The sequence below is a fragment of the Nakamurella antarctica genome (assembly GCF_003860405.1).
Taxonomy (GTDB): domain Bacteria; phylum Actinomycetota; class Actinomycetes; order Mycobacteriales; family Nakamurellaceae; genus Nakamurella; species Nakamurella antarctica.
In genome coordinates this window covers 1,482,698-1,501,964 of record NZ_CP034170.1, presented here as the reverse complement: position 1 = coordinate 1,501,964, position 19,267 = coordinate 1,482,698, and the positions used below count along the sequence as shown (strand labels likewise).

Genomic DNA, 19,267 nt, shown 5'->3' with positions numbered 1-19,267 from the left:
GGAATCCTTGAGGATCAACCGTCTGCTTCGGCCGCTGCACCCCTTCCCGGACAAGTCGCCTGGCACCCTTATGAATCGCCGAGTTGGATCTCGGATCCAGGTATCCGCGGCGTGCCGAATCTGCCAGAGGTCCCCGCCCAGTCCGCTCAATCCCCAGATTTGCTGGCCGGCTCCACAGCGGCAGGCATGGAAACCGGGAACGGCGAAGCGTTCATGGATGTAGCCAACTGGGAGCCCGAACGCACCACACCAACGAACACCGCGGGGTGGATCGTGGGCGCCCTCGCAGCTCTTGCGGTAGTCGCCGTCCTTGTTGCCATTGTTTTCGTCGTCGTCGATAACAAGAGCGCCAAGTCGGTGGCGCTGCCTGACGCGCCACCCTCCCGTACCTCATCTACCTCGACAGTTCAGACCACGCCGACCTCGCGTTCGGCTCCTTCGGCGACGTCGGCGAATGCGATCGCACCGCCGCAGTCCGCAGCTCCGATCGCCACCACCGAAATCACCGTCACGGTCGAAGCGCAGGCCAGCGTGCCCAGCGCTGACGCGGCCACTTCCGCTGCGAGCCTCACCTCGAGCGCAGAGACAACGGCGCCCATCAGCATGGATGCTCCGCTGAATTACGGCCGGGGCGGTCCAGACCGCGAGATCGCTTGCAACAGCGGCTATATCGTCCAAGTCGCGTCGGCTGTCTCCGATGCCGACTTCGAGGCGTTGGTCGCCCAACTCCGCGCGGCGAACGAACTGCCCGCCAACATCTCGGTCGCGAGCACTGGGGGGTCGTGCCAGATCTTCTCCTCTCAGACCAACACGATCGTTGCCTACGCGGGGCCTTTCCCGGACAAGTACGCCGCGTGTGCGGCGCGACTGGCGGCTGCACCGGACTCGTTCATTAGGGGCACGACACCGGAAACAGCCAGGGAATACGTCTCGTGCCTCTGTCCCGCTGGCATTGACACGCTTCCGGTCATCACCGACGGGTCGACCGGAGCCTGGGTGGGGGAACTGCAGCGGGTCTTGGCGAACAAACTGAACTATAAGATTCCCGATGTCAACGCCGTCTGGGGCACCTACAGCGCCAGTACGCGGGAGGCTGTGACGAGGTTCCAAACGGATGAGGGCCTCCCCGCCAGCGGCCAGGTGGATGCTGCAACGTGGCAGCGGCTGCAGGGAGCGCAGTGCTGACTCTGGCGCTGATGAATAGCAGCTGAGTCAGGCAGTCAGGGGGCTAGCGCTGCGAGCGTCAGGTAGGCCATCGAGTTTCGCCCCACCCTGGCCAACACAATCGTTCTGTCCACGGATTTCGGGCCGGTGAGATATTTGCGCAGTCGAACCCGTAACGCATCCGGCTCGATGTCCACACCGCGCACCTTGATTTCCACAGTCCCGGCCCCGTCTTTTTGGAGCCATTCACCGACGGTGCGCTCGCTGTACGGCGCACTGTCCAGCACTTTAAATGCTCTTCCCACCCTGGGCGGGAGGTTACCGGTCAAGTAGGCCAGGTGTGGGTCAAGCTGCCACAGGCCATGGCGGGCCGCAAAATGACGCACCAGATGCGACCTGACGACGGCTGCATCCGGATCCACAATCCAGGCTCCGACGGGTGCGACGGGGATGTCGTCGCTGTCGTCGGAGGTCAACTCGTACCCTTCGCCTCCCGAAAGCAGCACCGTCGCCCGTCGGGCCACGCGCGCAAGCTCCTGTGGCCACAGCACCGCCTCGCGCGCCGAGCCATCGAGGGACACAATTTCTACTTCACCGGGCCGAGCCAGCGCCTCGTAGTCGATGCCGGGCGGCACTCGCAGCACGGGTGGGCGGTGCGCCCAGACCTCGTCAAGATCTGCCACCCGCGGAACCGTGTCGGCCGACAAGATTCTGCGGCCCGCTCCGTCCCGCCGAGCTGGATCGGCATAGGGCAACAGCCCACGTGAGACGGGTACCAGCGCGTCTGCCACCACAATCTCAGCGCGCTCCCCCGTTGTCGCCATATTGAATGCAGCCATCTGCGCCCGGATGGGGTGCAAGTCCGAACCAATGGCCACCGAAGCGGTGCGGCTCAGGTGCACGAGGTCTGCCCCGATCGAGCAGGTCACATCGTGGATGGCCAACCCGGTTAGCCGGCGGGCTCGGTGCGCCGCAACCGGTTCCGGGGAGGCCTGCTGCAGTGCTTCGTCCGTCAGCAGCCATGTCGCCGACCGCGCTCCCAGCTTGGCTATCGCGCGCCGTCGCAGCCGAATGGTTTCCACCACCGCAGTGCCGTGATCGGCGGTATGTTTGCGCACTTTCGTCAGGTCCGCGAGCATCGAGCGGTCGTCAATGGCAAGGCCCGTGAACTGGGCGAGGGCGTGCTTCCCGACGTCGCTGCGAAGATAGTCCAGATCTGTCTGGGTGAATCGATAGCTCACCGTGTGCGGTCAGCGACCACTGAACGTTGCTTTGCCGGGCCCGCTCTCGATGAAGGACCGCATCCCCGTTTTCTGATCCTCCGTGGCAAACAGGCCCGCAAATACTGCGGCCTCGATCCGCAAACCGGTGGCAATATCGCCGTCCAGTCCGCTGTCGATGGCCAGCTTTGCGGCAGCAATTGCTGCCGTGGCGCCGCGAGCTAGCTGCTGCGCCCACGACAACGCCTCGGAATAGACCTGATCGGCAGGGACCGCGCGGGAGGCAAGACCAATTGCCACAGCCTCCACGCCTGTGACGGGCCGCCCGCCAAAGATCATCTCCTTCGCCTTGGTAACGCCCACGATGCGCGGGAGGCGCTGGGTCCCGCCGGCGCCAGGGATGACACCGAGAGTAATTTCTGGCAGACCCAGCACCGAATCCTGCGCCACAACCCTGAAGTCGGCGGCCAATGCAATCTCGCACCCGCCGCCCAGCGCATACCCGGTAACGGCCGCGATTACGGGCTTGGCCAGCCTGGCCAGGGCGTCAACAGCGCCGGTGAGATCGCCTCCGTACAGCGACATCTCGGCGGCAGACTTGCTCGCCATCTCCTTGATGTCGGCGCCGGCCGCGAACGCCCGTTCACCGCCGTACACCACCACCGCCCGCACTTCCGGATTCTGCGCGGCTGCTCTGACGGCGGCGGATAGCTCGCCGTGCATGGCGGAATTGATGGCGTTAACCGGGGGCCGATCCAACCGAATGATGCCGACAGCGTCCAAGATCTCGAGGCGAACAAATCCAGTCATGGTTTCTCCTTGTTTCAGGGCGTTCGCTTTTTCAGGGCGTTCTCGTTGACTCGGCGTGCCTTAGCGGGCGTGAGCGAAATACCTGCCATCCCGCGTATCGAGCTGCAACTCCATACCGAAGGTGGTGGAGAGGTTGCCCTGGTTGAGCACATTTGCAAGTGGGCCCGCCGCAACAACCCTGCCCTCCCGAAGTAGCAGGAGGTGCGTGAAAGCGATCGGAATTTCTTCGACGTGGTGCGTCACCAAAATGGTCGCAGGCGATGCCGGATCCAGTGCCAGAACGTCCAGTCGGCGCAAGAGATCCTCTCGGCCTCCGAGGTCAAGCCCTGCAGCGGGCTCATCGAGCAAAAGCAGCTCTGGGTCGGTCATCAACGCCCGGGCGGCCAGCGTCCGCTTTCGCTCCCCTTCCGACAACGTCCCGTACATGCGGTCCGCGAAACGCTCTATGCCCATCGCGGCAAGAAGTTCTCGGGCCCGAGCGAAGTCGAGTTCTTCGTAGTCCTCACGCCACCTACCTATGACGCCATACCCCGCCGAGACCACCACATTCAGTACCGTTTCGCCGGAGGGGACCCGGGCGGCAAGCGCCGCAGAAGAAATTCCGATCAGCGGCCGCACCTGGGAAAGGTCGACGGCGCCGAGTCGCGCGCCGAGCACATGTGCACGGCCGGATGTCGGGTGCATCTGTGCCGCGGCGATCTGCAGCAGCGTCGTTTTGCCCGCACCGTTAGGTCCGAGAACTACCCAGCGTTCGCGGGACCGGATATCAACGCTCACGCGGTCGAGCAGCACAGTACTGCCCCGCCGAACGGTCACCTCGTTCAGGTGCACCACCGAATCCGGGCTCGGAACAACGGAAACGCCGGAGGTGGCGCGAACGGGGATGTCGGCTACGGGCGGTGAAATAGAAGTCACCCCTCCATTCTGTCCCACGCTGCCCCTGCACCTGCAACCGCCGCACCCTGTTGATCTCCATCAAGCCTACCGAGGGCTCCGGGCGGTTGTGGCGTGGGAGGTTGCGATTTCGCGGCGCGGACCCACACTCGGGAAGGCCTCGGTCACACACGCCTACAGAAACGCCCTTGAGATCCGTGGGATTGCCCAGGGTTTGGTTGACTGGTTTTTCAGGCAGCGGTTGCGGCCTTGTTGATTGTCTCAAACTCGATGGGTGTCAGTGTTCCCAGCCTGCGTTGGCGTCTTTTACGGTGATAGGTCCGTTCGATCCACGTGACGATCGCCAGGCGTAGTTCTGCCCGTGTCCGCCACCGCTGCCGGTCCAGCACATTCTTCTGCGGTAAGGCGAAGAAGCTCTCCATCGCGGCGTTGTCGGCGCACGCACCTACCCTGCCCATTGAGCCGAGAAGGCCGTTGTTCTTCAGTGTGCGAACGAATTTCTTCGACCGAAATTGCGACCCACGGTCGGAATGCAACACGCAACCTTGGTGGTCCCGGGCGCCGATCGCTGCGTGTAACGCCCGAACGGCGAGGGTGGCTTTCATGTTCGAGTCGATGGAGTACCCGACGATGCGGTTGGACCATACGTCCTTGATCGCGCAGAGGTACAGCTTGCCTTCATCGGTGCGGTGCTCGGTAATGTCGCCCAGCCACAACGTATTTGGGGTGCCGGCGCGGTGAACTTCCGTTTCACCCGATCATCGTGCACCGCCGGCCCCGGCCTACCCCGTAGGCCCTTCTTCTTCGCGAACACAGAGAAGATCCGTTGCTGGCTGCACAGCCGGCCAACGCGGTTCTCACTCGCCGTATGTCCCAAATTGCGAAGCTCGTCGGTGATAAGCCGGTACCCGAACTCCGGATCATCCCGGTGCACATCCAAGGCAGCGTTGATCAACGCCGCATCATCCCAGTCCCGTTGCGTAACAGGATCTTTGCGCCACTTATAGAACGCCTGCTTAGAAACTCCCAGCTCCCGTTCCCCCGCCGCTTCGCTACAACGGGAGGTACCCCGGGGTCACCGCGACTGGCACCCGCACCGGGGCGGTCTTCGCGGCAAGGTCAAGGACCAGCGGTGGGGGCACCTCCCGCTCGCGGGGAACATCATTTTGGGAGAGTGTCCCGGGACAAATAGGCAACAGCCCGGCGCATCACCTCCGCTTCCTGCTCCAACAAGCGAATCCGCTTACGCGCTTCCCGCAGCTCAACGGACCCCGACACCGCCGGTGCGGCCAAGCCGTCGGCGATTTCAGCTTTCTTCACCCAGTTATGCACCGAAGCCTCGAAAAATACCGAAATCCTTCGCGACCTGCGTCCACGGGACCTCCCGCTTCCGGGCCAACACGACAACATCATCACGAAACTCTCCATGGTGCGGCTTTGGCATAACAACCAACCTTCCACCAAGATCAGATCCTCGCAGCGTAAAAGGTCAACCAAACTCGGGGCAGTCCCACGGCTACCTCGGCGACGTCCCGCCCGCCGAGTTCGAGAGCACACTCTATGCTGGCCAAACCACCAGCCCTCAGCCGGTGGGAATCAAATAGCGCGAGTCTCCATCAGACCCAGGGCGCTTCAGTCACCCAGTTCGGGCCCTTAGGCGACCCCGAAGCTAAAGGTGACCACCAGCAGTTACTTAACGACTTTGTGGGGAGGCAACCAGCAGTGAAAGCCGCGAAGGAAGCCGCTGAACTCGCAGGAACCAAGCTCATCTACATTGACGCCGCGAGGGAACTAGCCCAACTCACAAGCCAACACCGCAACGTGGCTATCCCCGCCGAGCAACGCCCCACACACAAGCAAGCTGTGCGGAACCTCAACACCGCGGACACCGCGCTGAACCATCTGGACGACGCCACCACCCAACAGCAAACACGGCAAGCCAACCCATGGAACATCGACGAAATCAAACGGTCCAGAGATCAGGTCCACAAAGCCGCAACCCAAGCAACCACAAGAGCCGCTGCCCAACAACTATATGAAGAACAAATCGCCCACACCCACCACGACCGCAGCCACTGGAACAACCACCCCGACAACGGCATCAGCCGCTAAGACTAGCCCGTACCCTGCTCAACCCCCGGGCCGTCGATAATTCTCGACGTGCGCCACCAGCATCGTCGTCCGAATCGCCGCAGCGCCATGCCTGTGCTGCTCAGTGGCCGCACTAAAGGGGACTGTCACTAGTGTCGGGTTTGGATTCCCAACGCGAAGGTCAGGTCGAAGAAGAGTTTGTCCGCCTGCCCTTCACCTTTGTCGGCGTGGAATACGTCGTGCAGGTCCTGCGCGATGGGCTCCAGGCCCGCTTCTTCCGCCCATTTCACAGCTCGTTCGGCTGCTTGGTCTGCGGGCAGGTACATGTCGTTGATGTCCTCGTCGCATTCTTCTTGCAGCATCCGTGTTCCCGCTTCGCGATCTAAGCACGCACGCCAGAGGCCTGCCTGCTCGGAATAGGCGGAAACGAGAACGCATTCGCTGTCCCAAACAAATCCTGACATTGCTGGACTACCTGTTTCTGCAACGAGATCAACCAGCACATCTGCTATTTCTCGTTCGATGTCCTCACCGTAGTACTGCCCCAATTGCCAACCGCCGGGCAGCGAAGATGTCCCCTCGAGCCCTTCGTCGCGGCTCGTCAAGGCTTCGATCTCACCTAGGCTCTTGTCCGTTTTGCAGATCACGAGGGATCCGGTGAAACTGAAGCCGACCTCCTCCTCATCGTCGGTGACAGCGGGAACCGGAACGGCCTCAGCCGAATGTGGAGGGTGGTCCAACGATTCGAGGTAAGCCCAGAGATCGGGCCAATCGCTCCACTGCGGATGCTGCGATTGGGCTTCTCGGAGCAGTGGGTATACCTCGTCGGACTGCCGTTGCTGCCGGATGGTCAGCCCGAGTGCTGCCGGATGCGGCTTTCCTGGCAGCTGCCAAACAGGCCGACGTAACTCCTCCTCGAACAAAGCCGGATCCGCTAACTGGTCAAGTAGCGGAAGATAAGTCTCCTTCAGCTTCTCTTCCATGTGCGCACCTAGCGATGCGGCCATGACAGCATCTGAAGCGTCAAAGATCCAGTCATCATTATTGAGCCATCCCCGAAATTCTTGCGGGCAGACCAAAGGGCCCCACCACAGCCCCAAGCCAGAGCTAAATGGACGGTTCTTGCGGACCTCAAGAAATATTTTCGGAGCCGATACCAAATTAATTCTAAATTCAACCTCCGGAAGGACCGGATAATTGAGCTTTTGAACCAAAATGCGTTGCTCTCCCCCATCGGCCATATCCCGGAGATAGCTTCTTCCCTGCTTTTTGAAGCCGGCATTTTTTAGGAATGGCGTCATATATTGCTTGAGCCAATCATCCACAGGGTGAGTCACTTATTCCTCCATATGGGTCTAGGTTTTTGCAATCTTATGGGGCGCTTCGCGGGGGAAAACCCGCACGTATCCGCGCGACGCTGGTAAGCCAATCGCTCCATGCCGCAGGATCCCCAGGCTTACCATCTGGCTCGATCTTGGTATCTCCTAGAAGGGTCATTAGATGGTCACCCGCCTGATGAGCGTATTGTCAGATATAATCCGACGTCACCAAGAATGCCTCAGCTACCGTCAATATCGTGGGCTCGGATGGGCGTTCATCGGGGAATGACATTGAGACCTCCGTTTGTAATCTCTCCGTTGCGAATGCATGCCCAGGCTTGCGTACCATTATGGCGGATCAGATACTATTTCTCTAACACCGCGCCATCACTAAGAGCGCTAGCGCTCCAGTGACTCGCCGAGTTCACTGCGCTTTGGCTTAACGGACGGTTAGCAGCTGTGTCTTCGGCCAGATTGCCTACCTCATCGCGGAAGATGCGAGTGGGATCGGACCTGAAGTCAACGCTCGCGAGTTCTTTTCCTGTTTTTGTGGCGGCTAGAGCCGAGTTTGCCGAGTTTGCCAAATTTGCCACGACCGATCCTCATAACCGACCGGCTCCAAGATTGGCCGCTTGCACGAGAAGAGCCTCCGCGCGGGCTAAGACTTCGACGTCTATCCGGTGACCCCGCGTGGCTTGGCCAAGAGAGGGGTTCGGCCATAGTCGGCGCTGAGGCGGGGACACAAAGCGTCCGGGCTATATACGACAGCGACGCAGGGTCTCTATGCTGGTGCTTCCACTTCTGTTTCCTACACAGAGTATGCGCCTGCAACCTTTTCATGCTGAAGTCGTCCACTCATCCATATCCTCGATGAGTGACACAGCGCCTGCGAGAAGATCATTAGCCATGACTCCTGCTTCAACAGCGATCGACAACGCCGCTCTGATTATTGCGACCGAAACATAATCGAGATGGCGCGTCTAAAACTGCTTAGGATCGACTGCCGTGGCGCCAACCGGCGCTCCGTTGTCTATGGCCGCGCGGGCAAGCGCTTGCGCGCCCAGCGAATCGAGGCCAGGGACATCGACAGCCCAGTAGTTGGGGTTGCTCATGGCCCGATATAGGTCAGGTCGTAGTCGTAAGTTCCCGATCGCGTGGTCTTGCTTCCAAGAGCGGCAACACTTTTAGCCATCTTCCACGTACCTCCGTTATATATGTCGATATCTTGCGTAATGAAGTTCTTGTCGTTTGTCCCCACCCACACCAAAGGCGCCATCCACTGAACCACCACCCGCTGCCCAGCGGCGCCTTCGCCTGCTGGGCCTGCTGCCCCGCTAGTTGTGCCTGCTGCGCCGCTACCTGTGCTGGGGGTGGTGGTGGTGGTTGATACTGTCAACTTATCCAACGCATCATAAGTGTGCGTTTGAGTACTCGAAGTAACTGGTTCGCTAGTCCTGCGGCGACCCCGGCGACAGTGGTGGGCGTGAGCAACGCAGCCAACCCAGCCCGAGGGTCGGTGCCGCTGGTGGTGACGGCATTGGTTTCGGTGGTGACGTTGCTGCGGGTGTCGTATCCGTAGCCGAGAACAATTTTGCCGCCCGCCGGGACCTGCCCCTACACCGTGGGAACATCCCACCCCGCCAAATAATCACCCGGCGCGATCCCACCAGCTGTGTTCCCACCGCTGCAGGGGGCCACAGGGCCCAACGCAGGTGGTGTGGGGTCGGCGGGGAGTTGATGGGTGATGTTGGTGACCCGACCAGCCCTGTCGTAACCAAAAGTGGTGTCCACCCCATTCGAACGGTCCTGCCTCAGCAACCGGCCGGCGTCGTCGAAGGCGTACTCCAAATCCCCGAACGGAGACCTCTGTGCCACCGGCAACCCAGAGTTGTCGAACGTGGTGGTCACAGTTTCACCCGTCGGATACGTCAACGCCGTTTCCTGCCCAGCCGCGTTATAAGCATGCGCAACAACGGCCCCAACGGGGTTCGTTTCCGACAAAACCTGACCGGCAACGTCATACGACCAACCGGTGACACCCACGGTGTCGGTCATCGCAATCGGCCGACCAACAGCGTCAAACTCCCACGCCACCGTCGTTCGGAGCGATGAGTATGCCATTTCTTGACCGCTATTCAATTGAGGGCACTCAGATGTCAATACCTTGAATATCCCTACGATGAATACTTGAACGCATCCCTAATCGCAGCCCCAAGCTCCTCCACCGAAAGTTGCCCAAGTTCCAATTTTATAGCCGGAGACAAGTATTCGAAACCTTTACCAGTGTTCTTGGTAGGAGTAACATCTAAAGTTTTGCCATCCACGCTCCAAAACAGATTTAAGCTGATCTGCCCGTCCAAGTATGCTCTGCGCGACTTAAACCCGAGAGCTTTAATTACGGGGCGGTCAGCGGGCCCATCGAACACTTCCATATTGTCACGGCATTGGGCACCTGCCTCGAGTACAGCGGCACCCAGTTCCGTGTCTGCGAATGGGGCTGTAACCTTATATAGCCAGCCGTTGGGCCTAGGAAAGTTGTCGGTACAGCGGGAATATGAAAGCACAACAAGATAACCGATTCGCATCTCCACAGTAGCTACTCGGGTGAAAGGCATTCTCATCCGAGGGCCTTGATGTACAGCGTGATTCCTTTGTTCATGGCGTATTTTCTCATTTCTGCCAAAACAGCTTGTTGGGCCGCGGTAGTACCAGTAGAAGGAATGATGAGCTCGACTGACTTTCCGGTAAATTGGCTCTTCGGAATTAACGGTGGTTGAGCGGCTTCAGTTGGCTCGTGTTGGTTGTTGATCTTGGGCTCGCGCCCTTGTGAACTGGGTGTTCTCAGGCAAGCAGATCAGCAAAGGCGCGAGCAATGTCCAAGAGTAGTTCAACGCTGTTCGGGTTGGAATCGGTGACGGTGGAACGGGTTGTGGCCGGGGTGGATGGCCGCCGCACGGTGCACCTTCGCACGGCGGCTCCGTGGGTTGGTGTGTGCCCAGAATGTGGAGTCCGGTCGACGGTGTCCAACGGATGGACCACGACCCACCCGAGGGATGTCAGGTTCGGATCCGATCGGCCTCATCTGGTGTGGCGTAAGCGGAAGTGGTTGTGCAGCAACGCTTTATGCGATCGTCGTGCGTTTACCGAGTCCACCCCTGACTTCCCTGCCAGGTGCCGGGTCAGCGCCAGATCCAAACAGGAGATGGCCGTGGCGGTACTTGGTCATGACCGGTCGGTGAAGTCCACGGCCGCCTCGTTCGGGTGTGATTGGAAGATCTGCCACCGGGCGGTGATCGCGGTAGCAGATGCAGTGCTGGCCGGCGAGTCAGAACCGGTGACGGTGTTGGGGGTCGATGAGACCCGCCGTGGAAAAGCCAAATGGAAACCTGGCCCGATACCGGAAGTCGGGTGTGGGTGGACCGCTGGGACACCGGACTAGTCGATATCACCGGCGCCCAGGGGCTCTTGGCGCAGGTCAACGGCCGGACTAGTAAAGCTGTTACCGACTGGCTGGCCGAACGTGACCAGTCCTTTCGTGACGGCATCCAATACGTCACCATCGACATGTCCACGGTGTATGCCAAAGCCGTCCGCGAAGCGCTGCCGAATGCCCAACTGGTGGTTGATCGGTTTCATGTCGTCAAACGCGCCAACCAGATGGTCGATCAGGTTCGGCAACGAGTTACCCGCACGATGCGCGGCCGGCGTGGCCGCAAGCTGGACCCGGAATGGATCAACCGACGAAGGTTGTTGCGAGCCAAAGAATCTCTCACCCATGATCAGCTGCAGCGGATGCTGGACCGGATTATCGGTGACGACATCGGCGACGATTTGGCGGCTGCTTGGATTGCCAAAGAGCTCCTGCGGGATCTGTTGGCGTGCAAGGACAACGGTGGCCTGAGCTACGAGATCAACCTGATGCTTGATCGGTTCTACCAATTCGCCGCATCCCGCCACGTCCCCGAGATCATGGACCTGGCTCAGACCATCCACAGCTGGCAGGACCCAATCATCACGGCCATCAAAACTGACCTGTCCAACGCCAGGTCAGAAGGCTACAACCGCATCGTCAACTCCATCGCGGCTACGCCCCTCAACGATGGCTCCAATGTTGGCCGGATCGCCTTCGGATTCAGGAACCCGACCAACCAACGACGACGGGTACGGTGGGCCTGCACCCGCCAAAAGAGGCGGGCGTCATCCAGTTCCAACCAGCAGCACCACTGTTAATTCCGAAGAGCCCCTTTTGCCTTCGGCGAGTACAGCGGTGCTCGCGGTGTTCCACGACACCCCCAGACCTTCGGCGACCCTGGACATGGATAGGTGTTGGTCCGACGCATTAGGCCGGAAACACCGTTAAAAGCACAGTCCCCGGCCCGACGACTGGCCGCACATAGTTACGTCAGGGTTTGGATGCCCAACGCGACAAGTCGGCTTTAGCCCAGCGTGCTTCAGGCTAGTACAAATGTATAAACTGGAAGGAAACCACATAGGTGGTTACTAAGGAAAGCACCCCACCCAGGGCGACAGCAGGATAGGGTTTTAGACCTAAAGATCCAACAATCCACGGAACCAGTGCTGCCACCAAAAATGATGCCAGCCCAGCAATTACACTTACAAAAAAAGTAGTAAATATTGCAAACAATACTGAAATAGCCCAGATCAATCCTGCTAATCCCACTGTCAAGCATGAGGAAATGGAGTTATCAGCCTTATTCGTTGGCCAAATTCTATTCATAACCGCCTCTCACCGTCCTTGCTGGAAATTTTACCACGAGCGCAATCAGTATTCCTGAGTCAGGAAATTCCTATTTTGACAAATTAGATAAGTTTCGAGCTTGCTTCAACCAAGTATATCGAACAGAGCCCAGGCTTAGTCCTATTTGCGCCACGGAGACAGAGCTAATCGCGTTAGCTGTTTGTGTGAGGTATAGCTCGCCTCCCTGTTCAGTCAAATTAAATTTAATTGTTGAGCCAGGACTGTCGAAATAGTCTTCAGACAGTACGGTAAATTGGAGCCCACTGCTAGTGGTATTTACCAGCACCTCTCCGACTCCGAAAAAAAATTTCCGGGCAAGCGTGGAGCGTGCATATAGATCCGTCTTTAAGTTTATCGCATCCACTAATCGGAAACGGGAATACCGCACCTGGATTTGCCTCAAACTTCTGAGCGGCTGTGGTGGCGTTTCCGACCGATGCGATTGACCCGATATGCCAAGTATAGGAGTATTTGTATCCAGCCCCATAGCTTTCGGGACAAAAGGATCTATCTGCTGGATCGCTTTTGCAGAAGTTTTCACGTGCGAGATTCCAGCCTGATAGGTTATCGCACAACTGAATGCTTAATGATTGACAACTTTTGTATCCCACGTCGTATGCACAACCAGCGTCTCCATTACACTGATCCATATACCATTGGGACAACTGGTCTGGCGTCTCTACCCCCTTCGGCAGGATTCGCCCAGAATTTACATTGGGTCCACCTGAAGGGCATTTCAGGCTAAGACTGTCTCCGCAGGACCGATGAGTAACAGCGACGTTGCTGCTCGCGATGGGGTCGCTTCCACTCTTGGGCGCCGTCGGGTCGCTCCACTGAGTGTCGTTTTTCTCGTTGCTTTTCGTGGTGGCCACGGCTTTGGGAACGTATGGGGGCTGTTGCGTGTGGTGGTCGTGGTGAGGTTTCGGACTGGTCCGGTGGCGGCGTTTCCGACGGACTTCTCGCTGGTGAACGTTTCCAGCCCAGGTCCGATTGGTTTCCCGCCGCAGTTGACTCCGATGTAGTTACCGGTGGTGTAGTTCTGGTAGCAGTACCCGAGAAAGTCCGTGTTGGTGGTGGGGTTCCCTGAGACGAATGCATACCTGTTTTGGGTTTGCGACGCTGACACTGACCCCTGGTAGGGGTCGGGGCTGAGCCAGGTGGCGGTGACGGGGTCGTATTGGCGGGCGTAGTAGGAGTTCAAATCGTTGGTGGGATCAGTGATCTCGCCGCCGAACCCAACTGTTGCGTTCCAACCAGGAGTGTTGAACGTCTGATTCCCATAGTCACCGTAGGTGGCCTGTTCGGTGACAGCGCCGCCAATGGTTTGCGCTATGGGTGAGCCCTGGGCGTCGGTGAGGTTCCACCTGATACCGGTGCCGGGGATGGTCAACGTGGAGGTTTGGATAGCGACGTTGCCGGTGACATCCCGAACCATGCTGGTGGTACCGGAGGCAGGGTTGGTTTGGGTGAGGACACTCAGGCCGTCCCAGACACTGGAAGTCACAGTGGGTTGCCCCACCATGCCGCCCCCACTGCCGCCGCCCGCACCGCCGCCAGCATTGCCGGGAGTGGGTGTGGTGGTGGTGTCGGTGCTGGTTTGCAGCCGGCCGATACCGTCGTAGGTGTTATCGGTGGTTCGGCCGTCCCTCACGATGTGGGTGAGCCGGTTTTGCGGGGACCACGCGTAGTTGGTCAGCAAACCATCCACAGTTTCCTTCGTCCGCTGCCCAACCCCGTCGTAGGCCTAGGTCGCGACGTGCGTGCCGGTGGAGGAAATGATCTGGTTCAAATCGTTGAACGTCGCCGCGATGCTGCTGGGGTCGGCGCCGGTGGTGATGGCGGTAACCCGGTTCCCGGCCGCGTCGTAGGCGTATGCAGATGCCCCATCCGCCATTGCTGCTGCGCCGGATACATGGAAGTCGTTCCGGATGAGCGGTACGCGATTCTTTCCCTGGCGCTGTGGGACAACCTTGACCCGGGGACAGTGTTTGATCGCCTCACCGAACGTGGCCTCATCACCGTCGTGCCTGTTACAGACCAGGCCAGGGAACGCATCGCCGACATGGCGGCGGAAACGATCATCGGCAACGGATCACACAGTGTGGTCACCGCAACGAACCAAGCCGCTGATGAACTCAACGCCGCGATCCGGGACCGATTGGTGGCCGCAGGTGTGGTCGATGACCACACGACTGTCACCGGAAGGGATGACAACCGGATCGGAGTCGGGGACCGTGTTGTCACCAGGGTCAATGACCCCGGGCTGAAAGTTGCGAACCGGGATGCTTGGGCTGTCACTGCAATCAGCCCCGATGGGGCTTTAACCGTGACCGGCACCGCTGACCGGTACACCAGGACCCTCCCACCCACCTACGTGCAGGAATCAGTGCAACTCGGCTATGCCAGTACTGGGCATGGAGTGCAAGGACAAACCACCGACAAAGCCACCCTCCTACACGATGAGTACACAGACGGCGCCGGTCAATACGTCGGAATGACCAGAGGCCGCACCCACAACACGGCCGTCATCATCGCCGACACCCCACAACAAGCCCGCCAACAATGGGTAACCGCAGCAGGCAGGGACCGCGCTGACCGCGGAATCCACCAAGCCCAACAAACCGCCCTCGCCGAAACCCGCCAATACAACAACACCGCAGGCCAACCAGCTGCGACCCCAACCGCTGTGGATCCAGCAGCAGCGAAGGCAACAGCAGCTGCGGCAGGGGGTGTCGCCAGGTACCGGGCGTCGTTGGTAGCTGCGATCAGCCAGTATGAGAAGCAGATTGCCACCATCGAATCGGTGGCCCAGTACGAGCAGCACCAGGCGGCCGCGATGGAGTTAGACCTACGACTTCGCACCAGGACTGTTGCGCAACTTGCTGGGCAAGCGGGAATGGAAGATGACCCCACCGGTTACTGGGACAGCGATGTGCAGCGGATCAAAAACGGCATCACCGAGCAGGTGCAGGTAGCAGTCGACCACGCCGAACAGGTCCGGCAACAACACATAGCTGACATCACCCGGCAATTACCGGCCGCGCACATCAAGGTTCGGGCGGCTTACCGCGCTGCCGCTGAGGCGATAGCCAACGCCGACCGGACCAGGGTTTTCGGTAAAGCCGCAGCCCAAGACGCCGCCAACTACGCCAGAGTGACAGCCCACAACACCCGGATCGAGGCAGTCACCCAATTAGGGCCCCTAGGCGACCCGGAAGCTAAAGGTGACCACCAGCAACTACTCAACGACTTCGTGGGGCGGCAACCAGCAGTGAAAGCCGCAGACCAAGCCGCGAAGCAAGCCGCTGAACTCGCAGAAACCAAGCTCACCTACATTGACGCCGCGAGGGAACTAGCCCAACTCACAAGCCAATACCGAGACCTGGCCGTCCCCGCCGAACAACGCCCCACACACAGAGTGGCTGTAGAGAAGCTAGGGGCCGTGGCCACCGCACTGAACAACCTCGACCGAGGCACCCCAGAGCAGCAAACCCAACAAGCCAAGCAGTGGCGCACAGAGCAAACCCAACTAACCAAAACCGCCACGACCACCCCAAAAGAGCCCCCACCTCCAAACCGCGACCAGCACGGATCACCCCCGCCTACCGAAGCAACTGGAACAACGGACCCAACACAGGACCCGGCCTCAGTCGCTAAAACTTCGGCTGGGGTTGCCCCTGATGGTGGACGGTGGGTCAGGCTGCGGAACCTTCCCTAGGTTCACATCAGCCCGAGCGGAAGTCATACAAATACTTGTTTGGTCTGGCCTGAATGTGCAGCAGTCCAGGTCGAACACCGGGGCTGGGTTCGACGTCTATCCGGTAGCCCCGGGCGCCTTAGTCGGGAGAGGGGGGGCGTTCGGCCATAGTCGGCTTGGCTCGAAGAACTCGCCGTCGTCCTCGCAAATCGTGATGACGCTGGCCACAACGAAGCCGTTGAAATTCGAGCCAACCATAGAGAAGAATTTGCACCCGTTATCCGGCAGCATTCCCGTGTCCCTGATAATGCGCTCTGTCTCGGTGGCGTTGGCATCCGAGATGACCAGTCCCTGTAAGAACGTAGGCAGATGAACTGCTTTCACATTTTGGAAAACTACATCTATACGGGTTGTGAACTGATCGCTCTTGGTGCTGCGCAGGCAAAGTCGACCCATGCCGACCGTGTAGCCCCACAGTTGAAAGACGCGCTCACGGCGGTCGATTGGAAGGGTCACCGCAGATCAGCCGAACGGGTTCTCGACGACAACGCCGCCGCGCATAAAGGTTGTATCGGACAGGCGGCCGCCCCCGTACAGCTGAGCCATCTCCCAGTCGGTGTAGCCCACCGAGCTGTTCGCTCCACGGCTAGCAGCAGACATAACTTGATTGTAAGCCGTAGATCCTGACATTCCATCTAGGCTGACCGTGAACTTTGTCGATGGGTCAGCGATTGCTTGTAGCAAGGTTATCCTCCACTCCGCATCTTCGAGAAGAGTCCTTCCACCGACCTTGGCCGCTAGGGTCTCAAGGCCGTTAGCCCGCAATCCGAGAACGATGTGATCGGCAGCACCAATTGTTTCTGTGGCCGTTGCGGCTTCAGTGCCCGCCATTCGCGCGGCGGCGAGCCGGGCTTCGATGAGCGCAACGTCTGAAGCAACAAGAGTTCCTGCTGTCAGCCCTTGCTCGATGACTGCTAAATCAGCGGCGAGGTTGATATCACCGGACAGGCCCGCAATGAGGGCGGCGCAGCCGCCCCTAACGCATGCTGCGAGGATTTCAGGTGCTGCTATAACGGTAGCAATCAGTGCGATCCCCAGGAGGAGGCCCAAGAAGCTAGTGCTTTGGCCTTTCTCCGAAATCATTTTTCCTTGTTCTTGGGTGGTCATTCCAGCGCACATCTCAGGTAGGTAAAGAGAAGCGCAGGTATCGAAGACCTCATTCCGAAGACAGGCTAAGTCCTCGCATTTAGGGTGTCGCACCGAAACCTGGCTGCTATCTATTGGTTTGTTGCCACCCTTGGGCGCCGTCGCGGCGCTCCACTGAGTGTCGTTTTTCTCCTTGCTTTTGGAGCTGGTTACGTGTTGCGGGTCCATATGGGCCGGCACTGGCGGTGGTGTCGTCCGCACCGTTGGTATGGGCCCGAATGCTTGGGGGTCTTTGAGGACGCCTTTGTGTTTAGCCGGGGTGGGTTGGCCTCCGCAGCGGGGGCCGCCTGTGAAGTCGCTGGAATTGAGTGGGCAGTACCCGAGGTAATCGGTGTTGGTGGTGGGGTTGCCGGCGACGAATGCGTACCTGTTTTGGGTTTGCGACGCTGCTGCTGACCATGGGTGGGGGTCGGGGCTGAGCCAGGTGGCGGTGGCGGGGTCGTATTGGCGGGCGTAGTAGGAGTTCAAATGGTTGGTGGGGTCGGTGATTTCGCTGCCGAACCCAACGGTTGCGTTCCACCCGGGGGTGTTGAACGTTTGGTTCCCGTAGTCGCCGTAAGTGGCTTGTTCGGTGACCGTTCCGCCGATTGTTTGCGCTACCGGGGAGCCTTGGGCGTCGGTGAGGTTCCACCGGATCCCGGTGCCGGGGGTGGTGAGGGTGGAGGCTTGGATAGCGACGTTGCCGGTGATATCCCGAACCATGTTGGTTGTTCCGGATGCGGGGTTGGTTTCGGTGAGGACACTCAGGCCGTCCCAGACACTGGAGGTGACGGTGGGTTGCCCCACAGCACTGCCCCCACTGCCGCTGCCCCCGCCGCCAGTGGTGGGTGTGGTGGTGGTGTCTGTGCTGGTTTGCAGGCGGCCGATGCCGTCGTAGGTGTTATCGGTGGTTCGGCCGTCCCTGATGATTTTGGTGAGCCGGTTTTGCGGTGACCACGTGTAGTTGGTCATCAACCCGTCAACGGTTTCCTTCGTCCGCTGCCCGGCTCCGTCGTAGGTGTAGGTGGCGGCGTGAGTACCGGTGGAGGAAATGATTTGGTTCAAATTGTTGAACGTCGCCGTGATGCTGGTGGGGTCGGTTCCGGTGGTGATGGCGGAAACCCGGTTCCCGGCCGCGTCGTAGGAGTAGGCAGATGTCCCATCCCCACCTGCTGCTGCGCCGCCCGCACCTGCTGAACCGCCGGTGGCCGCCCCGCCCGCTGTTGCCCCGGTGGTGGGGGTGTTGGTGGTGGTTGTTGTGGTGAGTCGGTTGAGGGGGTCGTAGGTGTGGGTTTGGGTGTTGGAGGTGACTGGTTTCGCTGATCCTGCGGCGACACCGGCGACGGTGGTGGGGGTGAGCAAAGCGGCTAGTCCAGCTGCGGGGTCGGTGCCGCTGGTGGTGACAGTGTTGGTTTCGGTGGTGACGTTGCTGCGGGTGTCATACCCGTAGCCGGAAACAATTTTGCCGCCCGCCGGGATTTGGCCTTGCGCGGTCGGGATGTCCCACCCGGCTAAGTAGTCTCCTGGCGTGATCCCACCGGCTGGGTTCCCACCGCTGCCGGGCGGGACTGGGCCCAACGGTGTGGGGGTGGGGTCGGTGGGGAGTTGGTGGGTGATGTTGGTGACCCGACCAGCCCTGTCGTAACCAAAGGTGGTGTCCACCCCATTCGAACGGACCTCTTTGACGAGGCGTCCGGCTTCGTCGAAGGCGTATTTCAACTCCCCAAACGGCGACTTCTGCGCCACCGGCAACCCAGCCGCGTCGAAGGTGGTGGTGATCGTTTCACCAGTCGGATACGTCAACCCGGTTTGCTGACCCGCATTGTTGTAGGCGTGGGTGATGGTGGCGCCGGTGGGGTTAGTTTCGGTGAGGAGCTGCCCAGTGGGGTCGTAGGTCCAGCCGGTGACACCGACACTGTCGGTCATCGCGATGGGTCGACCTACTGCATCGAACTCCCACCCCACCGTCGTATCAGGTGCCGGGGCCTGTCCAGGTGCGGCGCCGGTGTTGGCGAACTTTTGCTGGGTGCGCAGTCCGGCAGGGGTGTAGGAGTTGGTGGTGGTGTCACCAGTGCCATCCTCCGAGCTGAGGACTGACCAAATTAACCCGAGACTCTAAGTGCAGACG

14 protein-coding genes and 2 pseudogenes are annotated in these 19,267 nt (G+C 59.9%); 4 read left to right on the top strand and 12 right to left on the bottom strand.

Annotated elements, in window-relative coordinates; genetic code table 11:
- Positions 1-111: 111 nt before the first annotated feature.
- On the top strand, positions 112-1,185 hold the full coding sequence (locus tag EH165_RS06595; protein WP_164479139.1) for a peptidoglycan-binding domain-containing protein: 1,074 nt from the start codon (positions 112-114) through the stop codon (positions 1,183-1,185).
- Between the two features lie 35 nt (positions 1,186-1,220).
- On the opposite strand, the gene EH165_RS06590 is transcribed toward EH165_RS06595, so the two are convergent.
- The 4 genes and pseudogenes from EH165_RS06590 to EH165_RS06575 all read right to left on the bottom strand — a co-directional run bounded on the left by EH165_RS06590 (position 1,221) and on the right by EH165_RS06575 (position 5,532).
- The gene (locus EH165_RS06590) at positions 1,221-2,405 is read right to left on the bottom strand and encodes a THUMP-like domain-containing protein (RefSeq protein WP_124798671.1); all 1,185 of its coding nucleotides are present in this window, start codon (positions 2,403-2,405) and stop codon (positions 1,221-1,223) included.
- Positions 2,406-2,414: 9 nt separating this feature from the next.
- The gene (locus EH165_RS06585) at positions 2,415-3,194 is read right to left on the bottom strand and encodes an enoyl-CoA hydratase/isomerase family protein (RefSeq protein WP_124798669.1); all 780 of its coding nucleotides are present in this window, start codon (positions 3,192-3,194) and stop codon (positions 2,415-2,417) included.
- A 60-nt stretch (positions 3,195-3,254) separates the two neighbouring features.
- Positions 3,255-4,079, bottom strand: a complete 825-nt coding sequence (locus EH165_RS06580) for an ABC transporter ATP-binding protein (RefSeq protein WP_164479283.1) — start codon at positions 4,077-4,079, stop codon at positions 3,255-3,257.
- Between the two features lie 239 nt (positions 4,080-4,318).
- Positions 4,319-5,532 (bottom strand): annotated as a pseudogene (locus EH165_RS06575) (IS3 family transposase).
- A 278-nt stretch (positions 5,533-5,810) separates the two neighbouring features.
- Here EH165_RS06575 and EH165_RS06570 point away from each other — a divergent pair.
- Complete coding sequence (locus EH165_RS06570; RefSeq protein WP_124798665.1) at positions 5,811-6,200, top strand: hypothetical protein; 390 nt, start codon at positions 5,811-5,813, stop codon at positions 6,198-6,200.
- Between the two features lie 128 nt (positions 6,201-6,328).
- On the opposite strand, the gene EH165_RS06565 is transcribed toward EH165_RS06570, so the two are convergent.
- The 4 genes from EH165_RS06565 to EH165_RS06555 form a co-directional block, all read right to left on the bottom strand.
- On the bottom strand, positions 6,329-7,516 hold the full coding sequence (locus EH165_RS06565; protein WP_124798663.1) for a hypothetical protein: 1,188 nt from the start codon (positions 7,514-7,516) through the stop codon (positions 6,329-6,331).
- Between the two features lie 962 nt (positions 7,517-8,478).
- Positions 8,479-8,610 carry a hypothetical protein gene (locus EH165_RS16475; RefSeq protein WP_277870535.1) on the bottom strand — a complete coding sequence of 44 codons (132 nt, stop codon included), beginning with the start codon at positions 8,608-8,610 and terminating at the stop codon, positions 8,479-8,481.
- Positions 8,607-8,756: a toxin C-terminal domain-containing protein gene (locus EH165_RS16810; protein WP_422392139.1), complete on the bottom strand. Its 150-nt coding sequence runs from the start codon at positions 8,754-8,756 to the stop codon at positions 8,607-8,609. Before EH165_RS16810 ends, EH165_RS16475 begins: the two co-directional genes overlap by 4 nt.
- A 356-nt stretch (positions 8,757-9,112) precedes the next feature.
- Positions 9,113-9,619, bottom strand: coding sequence for an RHS repeat protein (locus EH165_RS06555; RefSeq protein WP_124798661.1), 507 nt, complete (start codon positions 9,617-9,619; stop codon positions 9,113-9,115).
- Positions 9,620-10,370: 751 nt separating this feature from the next.
- Here EH165_RS06555 and EH165_RS06550 point away from each other — a divergent pair.
- A pseudogene (locus EH165_RS06550) lies at positions 10,371-11,728 on the top strand (ISL3 family transposase).
- A 1,265-nt stretch (positions 11,729-12,993) separates the two neighbouring features.
- Here the strand turns inward: EH165_RS06550 and EH165_RS06540 are convergent.
- The gene (locus tag EH165_RS06540; RefSeq protein ID WP_124798657.1) at positions 12,994-13,965 is read right to left on the bottom strand and encodes an RHS repeat-associated core domain-containing protein; all 972 of its coding nucleotides are present in this window, start codon (positions 13,963-13,965) and stop codon (positions 12,994-12,996) included.
- Between the two features lie 36 nt (positions 13,966-14,001).
- Positions 14,002-14,151, bottom strand: coding sequence for a hypothetical protein (locus tag EH165_RS15385; protein WP_164479138.1), 150 nt, complete (start codon positions 14,149-14,151; stop codon positions 14,002-14,004).
- 18 nt (positions 14,152-14,169) lie between these two features.
- On the opposite strand from EH165_RS15385, the gene EH165_RS06535 reads away from it, so the two are divergent.
- A complete protein-coding gene (locus EH165_RS06535) occupies positions 14,170-15,975 on the top strand; it encodes a hypothetical protein (protein WP_124798655.1) in 1,806 nt (601 codons plus the stop codon).
- 96 nt (positions 15,976-16,071) lie between these two features.
- On the opposite strand, the gene EH165_RS06530 is transcribed toward EH165_RS06535, so the two are convergent.
- Both EH165_RS06530 and EH165_RS06525 read right to left on the bottom strand, forming a co-directional pair.
- A complete protein-coding gene (locus EH165_RS06530; protein ID WP_124798653.1) occupies positions 16,072-16,470 on the bottom strand; it encodes a hypothetical protein in 399 nt (132 codons plus the stop codon).
- Between the two features lie 6 nt (positions 16,471-16,476).
- The gene (locus EH165_RS06525) at positions 16,477-19,065 is read right to left on the bottom strand and encodes an RHS repeat protein (RefSeq protein WP_124798651.1); all 2,589 of its coding nucleotides are present in this window, start codon (positions 19,063-19,065) and stop codon (positions 16,477-16,479) included.
- Between the last annotated feature and the right edge of the window lie 202 nt (positions 19,066-19,267).